The organism is Ensifer adhaerens, assembly GCF_020035535.1.
Classification (GTDB): Bacteria; Pseudomonadota; Alphaproteobacteria; order Rhizobiales; family Rhizobiaceae; genus Ensifer.
The window spans coordinates 639,246-651,980 of sequence record NZ_CP083351.1 but is presented as its reverse complement, the minus strand read 5'-3'; the positions used below and the strand labels follow the sequence as shown (position 1 = coordinate 651,980).

The window sequence follows — 12,735 nt, the reverse complement described above, 5'->3', positions numbered from 1 at the left end:
AAAGCAACACGCTGATCAAATACCGATTGCGCGCCGCAGTGCGTCAGCCGGACCCTATGGTTGAGCGGGCGCCAAATTAGAGCGCGAAGGCAAGCTGGGGCCTGTCTTCCACTGCCCTTTTTTCGAGCGATGACAGCGACACGCCCAAAAGGCGAATACCTTTCGTGAGAGGAAAAAGGGGTGAGAGCAGCAGCCTCGAGACGTCGGCGAGTTCGCCTGCGCTTGCGATCGGAGCGGTGACGGTCTTGCTTCGGGTTATCTGCGTGAAATCTCCCCATTTCACCTTCAGCGTTACCGTCTTTGCGTGAATGCGGTTGACCTCGCAATAGCGCCAGACCTTCTCGATCAGCGGCTGAAGGCCTGAGCGCGCCGCCTCGAAATCGTGGATGTCGGTGGAGAAGGTATCTTCCGCGCCGATCGACTTGCGCACCCGGTCGGGTTTGACCTGCCGTTCATCGACACCGCGGGCGATCCAATAGAAATATGGCCCTGACTTACCGAAGTGCTGCTGCAAAAAGGCAATGTCGCGCGCCCTGAGGTCGGCTCCCGTTTCTATGCCGAGCCTGTGCATGCGTTCAGTCGTTGCCGGCCCGACGCCATGAAACTTCTTGACCGGTAGGGCCTCGACGAAGGCCGGGCCATTTTTCGGCGTGATGACGAAGAGGCCGTCGGGCTTCCTCTGGTCGGACGCCATCTTGGCGAGAAACTTATTGTAGGAAACGCCGGCGGACGCCGTCAGTCCGGTCCGGGCCTTGATCTGCCCGCGGATTTCCTCGGCAATCTCGGTTGCAACCTCCATTCCCTTCAGGTTCTCGGTCACGTCGAGATAGGCCTCATCGAGCGACAACGGCTCGATCAGCGGCGTGTACTGCGCAAAAATCGCGTGAATCTCCTGAGACACCGCGCGATAGGCATCAAAGCGCGGTCTCACGAATATCAGGTCGGGGCATTTGCGTTTGGCCGTTACCGACGGCATGGCCGAATGGACGCCGAACTTGCGCGCCTCATAGCTTGCCGCTGCCACGACGCCGCGCGCTTCGCCATGGCCGACAGCGATCGGGAACCCGCGGAGCTCAGGATTGTCCCGTTGCTCGACGGAGGCATAGAAAGCATCCATGTCAACGTGGATGATCTTGCGTAATCGGACAGCCGTTTCCATGGCCGTCAACTCGGCGGTGCTGTCGTAGCCGAATGAGCGGTCACAGCAGCAGACCTTCGGTCGGTGCTGCTGGCGGCTCGACGATCACCAGCATGTTGCCCGGAAGAGGCCGTTGCAGATGCTTGATCTCGCCCCAGGATCCGGTGAGCCACAGGTCCACTTCCCCAGGCGTCGTCAGCATCACCGGCATCGCCTTGAAGTGGATGGGAGCGACGATCTCGTTCGGCGACGTGGTGAGGAAGCCGAAGAGCTCGTATTCGCGCTCGCCGTCGCGCACGCGCCTGACACCCTTCCAGGGCGTCCAGAACCCGGCAAAGAACATCAAGGGCCGGTCGTTGTTGCCTGCAAACCAGGCGTTCGGGATCTTGCCTCCTGGGACCTTCGCTGCCGGATCAGGCTCGGCAAACGAGGTGAACGGCACGACGCAGCGGCTGGTTTGACCGAGCCACCGCCGCCAGTGCGGCGAATTGAGATTGCGGATATTGGTGACGCCGTGATCATAGTTCTTCACGACTTCAGGTGGGGAGGGCATGCCCCAGGTGGTGCGCGTGATCTCGCGCTGGCCGTCTTGGCGGACACGCACGACCGGCGCCTGGTAGCCCGGATAGACGTCAAGCGAAGGCTCGTTCCAGCCGGCCCTGTCGCGCAGGGCCTTGGTAAACTGCATCACCGCGTCGCGCGTGGTCGTGATGTTGTAGAGGTTGCACATTTCAATCCTCCCCGCTTCCAATCCGCTGCACTTCATACCAACGAAGACCGGCAGCTGCCGCCTTGGTTCGATGTCAGGGCCGCCTTTCCCTTGAGTTGCATTTGCCAGAACCTCTTGCCCTGAAGGTCGGTTGACTCGCAACACGAAAAGGAACAAATAGAGAACATATCAACAGAAAGACTCATGCATAGTCCCAGGGAGCTGTTCCTTCCAAAATGCCCCGTCCAGTCGACAATACCGTCGTCTCAGAACTTCGCGACCGCATCCAGCGTCTCCAAGGCACAAGCGGCCGCGGGCGAAAGGTCCTGCCTTTCGGCGTCGCCGCCATCGATCAACGCTTGCCCGGCGGGGGGCTTTCGCTTGGCGCGCTTCACGAGGTCGCCGGCGGCGGCAATGGCGCCATCGACGGCGCGGCTGCGGCACTCTTTTGCGCCGGCATCGCTGCCCGCTCGAAGGGCAAGGTGCTCTGGTGCGTGACACGCCCAGACCTCTTCGCGCCGGCGCTCGCCCAGGTGGGCCTATCGCCGGGCCGCGTCATATTCGTGGAGGCCGGAGACGAGAAGGCGCTTCTTTCCTGCATGGAGGAAGGCTTGCGTCATGGGGGTCTCAGCGTCGTCGCTGGCGAACTGGCCCGCCTTTCGATGACGGCCTCGCGCCGGTTGCAGCTTGCAGCCGAAAGCTCAGGGACAATCGGGATCGCGATCCGCCGCTGGCGAAGGCAGACGGAGGCCTCGGATTTCGGGCAGCCGACCGCTTCGACGACACGCTGGCGGGTTTCCGTCCTGCCTTCGGCGCCACTACCCGTTCCCGGCGTCGGCCGCGCGCGCTGGCTCGTCGAGCTTATCCGTTGCCGCGCCGGCGAAAGTGCAGATTTCGAAGTGGAGGCCCCCGATGCCAAGGGTCGTATCGCTGTTCCTTCCGACCTGGCCGACGGACCGTCTGAGGCGGAAGCTCGCCGACACCGCGCCGCCGGCTGACGCTCCACTTGTCCTCATTGGCCGCCGCGAACGCCGAAGGGTGGTCATGGCGGCAAATGCTGCAGCACATGCTGCGGGTTTGAGGATTGGCATGGCGGCGACCAAGGCACAGGCGCTCGTGACCGATCTCGTCGTCATGGATGCAGATCCCGTGGCCGACGCCGAGGCGCTCGACCGCCTGGCACTCTGGGCGCTGCAGCGTTATGCGCCGATCGTTGCCGCCGATCCGCCCGACGGCCTGGTGATCGACACATCAGGCGCCGATCATCTGCATGGTGGCGAAGCACTGATGCTCTCGGGCATGGTCAATCGCTTCCATGGATCGGGCACCGCCGCGCGCGCCGCGGTTGCCGACACCTGGGGTGCTGCCCATGCGGCTGAGTATCTGGCTCAGCCGACGATTGCCATTGCACCTGGTGTTCAGCGAGAGCTTCTTGCCAATCTGCCGATCGCAGCACTCAGGCTCGAACCATCGATCGTCCATGATCTTCGTGTTCTCGGCTTCAACACAATCGGCGACATCGACCGTCAGCCGCGCGCGCCGCTCGCCTTGCGCTTCGGACCGGAACTCGGTCGGCGTCTCGACCAGGCGGCCGGCCGCATCGCCGAGCCGATCGAACCGATCCGCACGCCTGAGCTCATTGAGGTCCGGCGCTCCTTTGGCGAACCGATCGCTGCAGCCGAGACGATCGCGCGCTATACGGCCAAACTCGTGGCTATGCTCTGCCGGTTGCTTGAGGAAAAGGGTCTCGGCGCGCGTCGGGTCGATCTTCTGTTTCACCGCGTCGACAACTCCTATCAGGCGATCCGGGCAGGAACCACCACGCCCGTCCGCGACTTCCAGCGCTTGACGCGTCTTTTGACCGACCGCATCGAAACCATCGATCCGGGTTTCGGGATCGAGATCATGTCGTTGACGGCAAGCCATGCCGAGCCGCTCATCGCCACTCAGGTGATTTCCTCGCTGGTCGAGGAGCCGGAGGCCGATGTCTCCGGCCTGATCGACATTATCGGCAACCGGATCGGCCAGCGCCGGCTGTTCCGCTTCGCGCCGGTCGCAAGCGATGTGCCTGAGCGCTCCATCGCCCGCATTGCCCCGATGGCGCCGGATGCGGGCGAGACCTGGTCCGGTCACTGGCCGCGGCCGACGCGCCTTCTTCTTCATCCCGAACCGATCGAAACCATGGCGCTCCTTCCCGACCATCCTCCGGTCAGCTTCACCTGGCGGGGCGTTAGAAGGCGCGTTCGCCGCGCCGACGGTCCGGAGCGCGTCTTTGGCGAATGGTGGAAGCGCGATGCCGAGCTCGTGGCTGTGCGCGATTATTTCCAGGTCGAGGATGACGCCGGCGAGCGCTACTGGATCTTTCGCTCCGGCGACGGCGAACATGGTGAAACCGGCAGCCATCGCTGGTTCCTGCATGGGATATTCGCATGACGGCGCCGCGCTATGCCGAGCTGCAGGTGACCTCGCACTTTTCTTTCCTGCGTGGGGCCTCATCCTTGGAGGAGCTGTTTCAGCGCGCTGCAGAACTCAAGATCGACGCGCTGGCGATCGTCGATCGCAACAGCCTCGCCGGCATCGTCAGGGCGCACCAGGCAGCGAGAGACACCGGCGTGCGGCTGATCGTCGGTTGCCGGCTCGATCTCGACGACGGTCTCTCCGTGCTAGTCTACCCGACCGATCGGCCGGCTTATGCCCGCCTTTGCCGGTTGCTGTCGCTCGGCAAAAAGCGTGGCGGGAAAGCGAAATGCCGGGTTGGCTGGGACGATCTCGTTGCCTATGGCCAAGGCCTGATTGTCGTTCTTGTTCCAGGTGAAGCCGATGACCAGTTGGCGCTGCAGCTTCGCCATCTGGGGCAAGCCTTTGGCGACCGCAGCTATCTGGCGCTGACACTCCGGCGCCGGCCGAACGACCAGCTGCGGCTCCATCGGCTCGCAAATATGGCCAGGGCGTCAGGCGTGACGACTGTCGTAACCAACGACGTTCTGTTTCATGTTCCCGAGCGGCGCATCCTTCAGGATGTCGTCACCTGTATCCGTCACAACATCACCATCGATGAAGCGGGTTTCAGGCGCGAGCGCCATGCCGACCGCTACTTGAAGCCCCCGGAAGAAATGGTGCGTCTCTTCCCACACTATCAGGAAGCACTCGATCGCACGATCGAGATCCTCGACCGGTGCCGCTTCTCGCTCGACGAGCTCGCCTATCAATATCCGGAGGAGCGCTCCAATCCGGAGCTGACAGCACAGCAGACGTTGGAGCAATTGACTTGGGAAGGTGCGGTCTGGCGCTATCCCGAGGGGTTGCCGGACAAGGTCAGGCGGAACCTTGAACATGAACTGCGGCTGATCGAGAGGCTCCAATATGCGCCCTACTTTCTGACGGTGAACGCGATCGTCCGCTTCGCGCGCTCGAAGGACATTTTGTGCCAGGGCAGGGGATCGGCCGCCAATTCTTCCGTTTGTTATGTGCTCGGCATCACCTCGATCGATCCTGATACCAACGATCTCCTCTTCGAACGCTTTGTCTCCGAGGAGCGGCGCGAACCGCCCGACATCGATGTCGACTTCGAGCACGAGCGCCGCGAGATCGTCATGCAATGGGTGTTCGACACCTATGGCCGCTTCCATGCGGCACTCTGTTCGACCGTCATCCGTTACCGGTCGAAAGGCGCCATTCGCGACGTTGGCAAGGCGCTGGGGTTGCCCGAGGACATGACGAAGATGCTTTCGTCCCAGGTCTGGGGATGGGGTGAGGATGTCGGTGAAAAACATGCCGAGGAACTGAACCTCAATCTTGGCGACCGGCGCCTGCGCCTGACGCTGGACCTTGCCCGCCAATTGATGGGTGCGCCGCGTCACCTGTCGCAGCATCCAGGTGGCTTCGTGCTGACCCATGATCGCCTTGATGAACTGGTGCCGATCGAGCCGGCGGCAATGGCCGAGCGCCAGGTGATCGAATGGGACAAGGACGACATTGATATCCTGAAGTTCATGAAGGTCGATTGCCTGGCGCTCGGCATGCTCTCGTGCATGAAGCGAGGCTTCAATCTTCTGGCCGAGCACAAGGGTATCAATATCGACCTTGCCAGAATCCCGCCGGAAGACCCTCGAACCTACGCGATGATCCGACGCGCCGATACGCTCGGCACCTTCCAGATCGAAAGCCGTGCGCAGATGTCGATGCTGCCAAGGATCAAGCCGCGCACCTTCTATGACCTCGTCATCGAGGTGGCGATCGTGCGCCCCGGTCCGATCCAGGGCGACATGGTCCATCCGTATCTGCGGCGCCGCGAGGGCAAGGAGACGGTCGACTATCCGAAGCCGGAACTGGAAGAGGTGCTCGGCAAGACGCTCGGTGTGCCGCTCTTTCAGGAACAGGCGATGCGGGTGGCAATCGAATGTGCCGGCTTCACGCCTGGCGAAGCGGATCAGCTCAGGCGCGCCATGGCGACCTTCAAGCACACCGGCGGTGTTTCGAAGTTCGGCAAGAAGCTGATCGCCGGCATGGTGGCGAACGGCTATGAGCCGGACTTTGCCGAAAAGACATTCCGGCAGCTGGAAGGCTTCGGCAGCTACGGTTTCCCGGAAAGCCATGCCGCTTCCTTCGCGCTGATCGCGTATGCGTCCTCCTGGCTGAAATGCTGGCATCCGGATGTCTTTTGCGCGGCCCTCCTCAATGCCCAGCCGATGGGGTTCTACGCACCGGCCCAGATCGTTCGCGACGCGCGCGAGCACGGGGTGGAAGTTCGGCCGGTCTGCATCAATCAGAGCCGCTGGGATTGCACACTGGAACCGACCGGCGACGAAAGCCGGTTTGCCGTCCGCCTTGGGTTGCGAATGGTCAAGGGGCTTGCGAATGCTGACGCGGCCACACTCGTCGCTGTGCGCGCGGAGGGCGCCTTCGAGAGCGTCGACGATATCTGGCGCCGCGCCGGCGTACCTGCCGCCTCGCTTGTCGAGCTCGCCGAAGCCGATGCATTCAGGCCTTCGCTGAACCTTGCCCGCCGCGAGGCGCTCTGGGCGATCAAGGCGCTGCGCGACGAACCTTTGCCGCTCTTTGAGGCGGCGTCGGAGCGCGAGAACCGGACCGTGGCCGAGCTCGACGAACCGGCTATAGCGCTGAACCCCATGACATCGGGAGGCGAGGTGGTCGAGGACTTCGGCCATGTCGGGCTGACGCTGCGTGAGCATCCACTTGCGTTCCTGCGCGCGGATCTGACGAAGCGCCGCGTCGCCTCCTGCCGGGAAGCAATGCAGTCGCGCGACGGCAAATGGCTTGAGGCCGCCGGCCTCGTGCTCGTCCGCCAGCGACCAGGTTCCGCAAAGGGCGTGATGTTCATCACCATCGAGGACGAGACCGGCATTGCCAATCTCGTCGTCTGGGCAAAGACCTTCGAGAAATACCGCCGCGTCGTGCTGGGCGCCGGCATGCTCGGCATCTATGGCCGGATCCAAAAGGAGGGCGATGTGGTCCACCTGATAGCCCACCGGCTGACCGACCTGTCCGGCGAGCTCGCCAGTGTTGGCGATCGTGATGCCGACTTCCCTCTGCCTCACGGTCGAGGCGACGAGTTTCATCGCGGGGCGCCGGCACCCGATCCACGAGGAATGCTCAAGGGTCCTCGGCCGCGCGACATAGTCGATCCGTACCTGCATCTTGATGCGATCAAGGTGAAGACACGGGATTTTCGGTGACAAACTACAGGCGCTCCCGGCTATCATAGGTCGGACGTGGTGGCTGAACCCGTTTTCGGCAAACGACGGTCCACCAGTTGCCAAGCACTCTGACGCGACCATACCGCAAGTGGCTGCCAACGCGCCTCGCACCCAGTCCTTGAATCAGGTAATGATGCCTCTATACGTCATCATTGCCTTGCGAGGGATGTAACATGCCGCCCATTGATCAGACGCTCCGGCGCGCGGTATTGATCGTAGCCCTTGCAAATCTTGCTTATTTCGGCATTGAGTTCATCGTTGCCTTGCGCATCGGATCGGCGTCTCTGCTGGCCGACAGTGCCGATTTCTTTGAAGATGCCTCCGTCAACCTGCTCATCTTTTTCGCTATGGCATGGTCGGCACATAGCCGCGCCCGAGTAGCGATGGCAATGGCGCTCATCCTGTTGTTGCCTGCTTTGGCCTTCCTCTGGACGGGGTGGCACCAGGTCCTGGCTCCAATCCCGCCTGAACCGTTTGCGCTCAGTTTGACCGGCCTGGGTGCTCTGGTCGTCAACCTGTGTTGCGCGTATCTGCTTGTTGCCCACCGCCATGCCAGCGGCTCACTGACGCGGGCGGCATTCCTGTCAGCTCGCAACGATGCTCTCGCCAATGTTGCCATTATCTCCGCGGGCCTCGTAACCGCCTATCTCTGGCCTTCTGCATGGCCCGATCTTATCGTTGGCTTGGGGATTGCCTACTTGAACCTTGATGCCGCCAAGGAGGTGTGGGGAGCAGCGCGAGAAGAACATGAAGCCGCGGCATGAGGAAGCTGTCGGTTGATCACGCGCCGCTCAGACCGCGTGAACGCGTCCAAGAAAACCGCGGATAAGTTCGGCTGCTTCATCGAGATGCGTTTCAAGAAGCCAATGCCCTCCGTCGAGAAGATGGAGTTCAGCCGTGGGAAGATCGCGCAGATAGGCTCTTGCGGACTTCTCCGGCATATAGTGGTCATTTGGTCCCCAAACGATCAGAGTGGGCGGCTGGTGCTCGCGCAGATATTTGCGATGCTGAGGAAACCATGCCCGGTTCTCTTTCAATCCGACGATAAGGTCGACTGCGATCTCTTTTCGCTTTGGGGTCATGAGTGACCAATGCAACCTCCAAAGATCAGGAGAGATAGCGTCTGCTAGGGAGCACTTCAAATCATTCAGAAACTCGTCCTCGAAAGCCTCTTCGCTGACCGCTGCCGCCAATGTACGTCTCATCTCCGGATCTGGAAGGGTCCAGGCCTCTTCGATTTCGGCGTACTTGGGACCCAAAGCATCTTCATAGGGAATATCACCGTTTTGAATGATTAGCGCGGCTATGCGTTCTGGCTTTCTGATGGCCAGCCGGATGCCAATGGGCGATCCAAAATCATGCAAGTAGAGAATGAAGCGATCGATCTGAAGAGCGTCGACGAAGTTCTCGAGGAACACAGCGTACCCATCGAAGCTGTAAGCAAAATCCTCTGGCGTCCCACTGTAACCGGCGCCGGGAAAGTCCGGGGCGATGAGGCGCCAACGGTCGGCAAGCCGAGGCATCAGATTGCGAAATTCATAGGATGAACAGGGATATCCGTGCGGGAGCAAGATCACCGGGGAACTTTGCTGACCGGCCTCGCGATAGAAGGTATCAGTTCCAGAAATCGTGATCCTCCGATGTCGCACCAGGCTGTCCATCGCGAACCTCCATTCGATGAACGGCCGAGAACCGTCCCGTCACTTCTCCAACCGGGAATGCTGGCTGTCCAGCTCCCAAGGTTGAAGAACCATCGGCGAGCGTAGTTGGTTCCGCATGGGGGTGCGTGCAAAGGCCGTTGTTGCTGATCCTGGTAAATCCTTTCTGCTGAACCAATCCGAAAATTGCCCCCTTGGGAACGGTGACCGCACGCGCTCGTTATCCCATTGATGGAATGACAACGCGGTTCAAACGAGGAGGAGGCGCTGCAATACAATGTCGGGCCAATCAGCAACTCCTCTCGGGGCGTATGTTTCGTTTCCCTACGACCGGGAGACGCTTGAGCAATTTCGACGGGAGTTTCCTCGAGCGCGATGGAATGACGACAGGCGAAACTGGTTTGTCCCCGGCAAGACAGCCGAACGCCGGTTCGCCAGGTGGATGGATCGGCAATTATCGCAAAGCGATCCGTTTGCCGACGAGAAGGGGAAAGACGCTTTCGAGTTCGACCCGATCGTCAGCCCATACCTTGAAGTCGCAGATGATCTTCGCCTGCGCACACCATACTCCAGGACCATTGTCGGCGAACTGAGGCAGATCCCCTGGGCGCATTGGGATGAGGATACAAAGACGTGGCGTGTCCCGTTTCGATCCTATGATGACTTCAAGAAACGATGGGCGACGATCGAGGCCGCAGCGCGCCGAAACGAACCGGACGCACGAAAGCTACGACGCCTTAGCTTGCGCGGATCATTCGAAGAGACGCAAGCCCGAAACAAGACCAATGAACGGCGAAGGCGCCGATACCCCGTCCCGCCCATATTCCCTCCTGACCTTGGGCGCGTTGTATCAACGCAGACCTACGGCGTCGTCGTATTCATCGGGATTTCGCAGGAGATCGTCCCTCGAAATTTCTCCAGTTTCTATCCCTTTATGGACAACAGCCTGATGGAGTTTGTCTGGGCCTCCTGGCGGCTAGCAACGCTGCGCGAATTGGTTTCAACTTGGCCAGCGCGCGTCGAGCCGGATCATAGGCGCGGCTGGTGGCTACCCAACCTTGAGGAATTGCGCACCGCCAGAAAGCAGGCCCGATCTCGCGAACGCAGACGCGCAATATCAAGGACGCACCGTACAGCAGAGACCGTTCAACGTTCTACACGCCAACCTCGTTCGTGAAGGGCTATCAAAATGCACGAACATAACCAGGGACCGCAAATTCCAGCCCTGAACCAACTGATTGTGGAAAGTCACCCTGTATCGAAACTGGCACGAGTGACTATTCAAATTCCAGCACCAGGCTCGGGCTCGTGTTCTTGGTCCCCATGTCATGCCATGTGTTGACAAAGGTGCTCTTCATGTCGAGCCGACCGTCGCGCTGAGTGTAGTACATCGCAAGGTCGTTTCCTGGTTTGAACTCGTTTGGCCCGCCTGACCACCACTTTGAATAGGTCATCGCCTCGCCGTTGTTCCAATGCCAGCCGCCTCTTGGCTCCTTGCCTTGCGGGTCTTGAACCAAGCCGATCCACGGCCCGACCTTGTAGCTGATCTTGTCCGGAACGTAAAAACCCATATCGAAAAAGTTGGGGTCGGAGTTGAAGAGCGACGCGACGAATGCGTTCTCAGCCTCCGACGTGATCGAGGCGAGGCGAGCACCGCATCGCTTGGCGACGATCTCTGCATAGGACGCGAGCGACGGTCCGGTTCGCACAGCGACGTAGAAATGTCCCCCGAAGGCGCCATAAACGGACGGCTCGTAGCTCGTGCACCTCACGGCGGCAAGGACGCGTTCGTCTGTTTCAAGACCCGTAAGATCCTTGATGTCATAAGTGCGCGCCGTCGCCGAACTATAGATTCCGTCGGCGGCAAGGTTCACCTTGATGCCGAGGCTCTCGGCCGTCCTCTCGGTGATAAAACCCGAGCCGCCTTCGCCTTTGCTGCGCTGGTAGCTTTTGATCGCCTCGCGCGTCTGTCCACCAAAAACGCCATCGGGTACGCCCGTGGCAAACCCCTTGGCCGCAAGCGCTAGCTGGACGTTCCGCCTCTGCTCCTTATCTGGCAAAAGTCTCGCTTCGACGGACTGTGGCAGATGCGACTGATTGCGCACCGATGCAGGCTCGATCTGCGCTAACGTCCGACGCCCGAGTTCCGCATACTCTCCGGTCCGGTGCTTTTCCAAGAAGAAGCGCCAGATCCGGGGCGTGCCGATCCTCAACGCCTTCTTGAAATCTACTTCTACCTCAGGATCAACGGGGTCCGTAGCCGGCGCCTGTACCGCCAGTGCCGGCTGGACCGGTTGCACCGTCGGGGTCTGTGGCGCTGCCGTTTCCGGACCGAAATAGAACTCCAGCGACAGCGACGACAGGATCTGCGGCTGCTGCTTGCCCTGTGTTTCCTTGCGCACGTCGCGCACGACCCGCTTGAAGGCGGTGCCGACTTCCAGCCCGGCACCGGAGAGATTGGCGATCAGGGCGCGGGTAAACGGCGAATGCCCATCGGTGCCGTCGGCTGCCACTTGGCCGGGTGCGGCCGCAAAGGCGACGAGCGTGCCGGCGCCTTGGGTCTCGATCGGTGCCAGGCCTCTGGTTGCGCCACCGCGGGTGGCACCTTCGACTTCGGTGTTCAGCCGATTGGCGAGAGGGTTGTTGCGGCAGGCATCCAGGAAGACCATCGATATCCGGGCGCGCTTCTCCAGCGCGTTGATGATCTCCGACAGGGCTATGGTTTCGGCGGGAACGTCGAACTCACTCTCGAGCTTCGCGTCCGTGCCGATGAGAAAGTTTTCTCCGTGCAGCTGCATGCCGTGTCCGGCATAGTAGAACAGGGCGACATCATCGGGCCCGATCTTGCGGGAAAAGTTTGAAAGCGCGCCAGCAAGTCCCCTGCGATCTGCGTCGAGCACAAGATCGGTTTCAAATCCTTGTCCCTTGAGGAAGGTTCCGAATGCTTCAGCGTCGCGAGCGGCATTGGGAAGCGTTCCCGCCGCGACGTAGTTCGCCATGCCGACGACGAGCGCAAGCCGCTTGCCATTCTCCTCGGCGAAGCCATGCCCGACCACGAGCAGGAGCATAGGGACCGAAAGGATCCAGGATCTCAGTTTCGCACGCCACTGCATGACCTACCCTCCAAGCCCCAGGGACTGAAACGGATTGCCATGACGGGATATTCTTGGATGCGCCCCATCGCGTGCATTTATATTAGATTTTTATAATTCACGATGCAACGACGGCCTCGCGTGCACTATCAAGCAGCTCTAGCCGAGTTACTCTCTACAGGCGCTCCCGTCTACCACGGGCCCGTATCCGAACTAGGAATGTAGAATCCTGCAACTGACGCACGATTTCGATTCGTGCTGATCTCCTCACCGAGCAACAATGCTGGAGGAAATCATGCAGGTTCTGGCAGTTTCTAAGCCCCGAGACGCCGCGGAGACCCAACTGCTTCGCAGCCATCATCAATTGCGAGCCCGGATGCGCCCTTGAAACCCGCTCCTTCGGAACGACCGTGATCATTCA

The 12,735-nt window shown here is 60.8% G+C and carries 9 protein-coding genes; 5 read left to right on the top strand and 4 right to left on the bottom strand.

Annotation, left to right across the window (positions count from 1 at the left end; all coding sequences use genetic code 11):
- Positions 1 to 76 precede the first annotated feature (76 nt).
- A complete protein-coding gene (gene dinB, locus LAC81_RS37765; RefSeq protein WP_223730668.1) occupies positions 77 to 1,159 on the bottom strand; it encodes a DNA polymerase IV in 1,083 nt (360 codons plus the stop codon).
- A 40-nt stretch (positions 1,160 to 1,199) separates the two neighbouring features.
- Positions 1,200 to 1,868 (bottom strand): SOS response-associated peptidase, encoded by a 669-nt coding sequence (locus LAC81_RS37760; protein WP_223730667.1) that lies wholly within the window; start codon positions 1,866 to 1,868, stop codon positions 1,200 to 1,202.
- Between the two features lie 215 nt (positions 1,869 to 2,083).
- Between LAC81_RS37760 and LAC81_RS37755 the strand changes: the two genes are divergently transcribed.
- From LAC81_RS37755 to LAC81_RS37740, 4 genes are all read left to right on the top strand, one after another.
- Positions 2,084 to 2,845, top strand: coding sequence for an ImuA family protein (locus LAC81_RS37755; RefSeq protein WP_223730666.1), 762 nt, complete (start codon positions 2,084 to 2,086; stop codon positions 2,843 to 2,845).
- Complete coding sequence (locus LAC81_RS37750) at positions 2,760 to 4,280, top strand: Y-family DNA polymerase (RefSeq protein ID WP_223730665.1); 1,521 nt, start codon at positions 2,760 to 2,762, stop codon at positions 4,278 to 4,280. The genes LAC81_RS37755 and LAC81_RS37750 overlap by 86 nt, the downstream gene beginning before the upstream one ends.
- Positions 4,277 to 7,543, top strand: a complete 3,267-nt coding sequence (locus tag LAC81_RS37745) for an error-prone DNA polymerase (RefSeq protein ID WP_223730664.1) — start codon at positions 4,277 to 4,279, stop codon at positions 7,541 to 7,543. Before LAC81_RS37750 ends, LAC81_RS37745 begins: the two co-directional genes overlap by 4 nt.
- 194 nt (positions 7,544 to 7,737) lie before the next feature.
- Positions 7,738 to 8,328, top strand: a complete 591-nt coding sequence (locus tag LAC81_RS37740) for a cation transporter (RefSeq protein ID WP_223730663.1) — start codon at positions 7,738 to 7,740, stop codon at positions 8,326 to 8,328.
- Between the two features lie 27 nt (positions 8,329 to 8,355).
- On the opposite strand, the gene LAC81_RS37735 is transcribed toward LAC81_RS37740, so the two are convergent.
- A complete protein-coding gene (locus LAC81_RS37735) occupies positions 8,356 to 9,225 on the bottom strand; it encodes an alpha/beta fold hydrolase (protein ID WP_223730662.1) in 870 nt (289 codons plus the stop codon).
- Between the two features lie 274 nt (positions 9,226 to 9,499).
- Here LAC81_RS37735 and LAC81_RS37730 point away from each other — a divergent pair, with 274 nt between their 5' ends.
- Positions 9,500 to 10,399 carry a hypothetical protein gene (locus LAC81_RS37730; protein WP_223730661.1) on the top strand — a complete coding sequence of 300 codons (900 nt, stop codon included), beginning with the start codon at positions 9,500 to 9,502 and terminating at the stop codon, positions 10,397 to 10,399.
- Between the two features lie 100 nt (positions 10,400 to 10,499).
- Here the strand turns inward: LAC81_RS37730 and LAC81_RS37725 are convergent, their stop codons facing one another.
- Entirely contained in the window at positions 10,500 to 12,335 is a 1,836-nt protein-coding gene (locus LAC81_RS37725) for a caspase family protein (protein WP_223730660.1), read from the bottom strand.
- Between the last annotated feature and the right edge of the window lie 400 nt (positions 12,336 to 12,735).

Excerpts from the sequence above, each read along its gene's own strand:
- dinB (WP_223730668.1), bottom strand. The coding sequence starts at position 1,159 with ATGGAAACGGCTGTCCGATTACGCAAGATCATCCACGTTGACATGGAT.
- LAC81_RS37760 (WP_223730667.1), bottom strand. The coding sequence starts at position 1,868 with ATGTGCAACCTCTACAACATCACGACCACGCGCGACGCGGTGATGCAG.
- LAC81_RS37755 (WP_223730666.1), top strand. The coding sequence starts at position 2,084 with ATGCCCCGTCCAGTCGACAATACCGTCGTCTCAGAACTTCGCGACCGC.
- LAC81_RS37750 (WP_223730665.1), top strand. The coding sequence starts at position 2,760 with ATGCCAAGGGTCGTATCGCTGTTCCTTCCGACCTGGCCGACGGACCGT.
- LAC81_RS37745 (WP_223730664.1), top strand. The coding sequence starts at position 4,277 with ATGACGGCGCCGCGCTATGCCGAGCTGCAGGTGACCTCGCACTTTTCT.
- LAC81_RS37740 (WP_223730663.1), top strand. The coding sequence starts at position 7,738 with ATGCCGCCCATTGATCAGACGCTCCGGCGCGCGGTATTGATCGTAGCC.
- LAC81_RS37735 (WP_223730662.1), bottom strand. The coding sequence starts at position 9,225 with ATGGACAGCCTGGTGCGACATCGGAGGATCACGATTTCTGGAACTGAT.
- LAC81_RS37730 (WP_223730661.1), top strand. The coding sequence starts at position 9,500 with ATGTCGGGCCAATCAGCAACTCCTCTCGGGGCGTATGTTTCGTTTCCC.
- LAC81_RS37725 (WP_223730660.1), bottom strand. The coding sequence starts at position 12,335 with ATGCAGTGGCGTGCGAAACTGAGATCCTGGATCCTTTCGGTCCCTATG.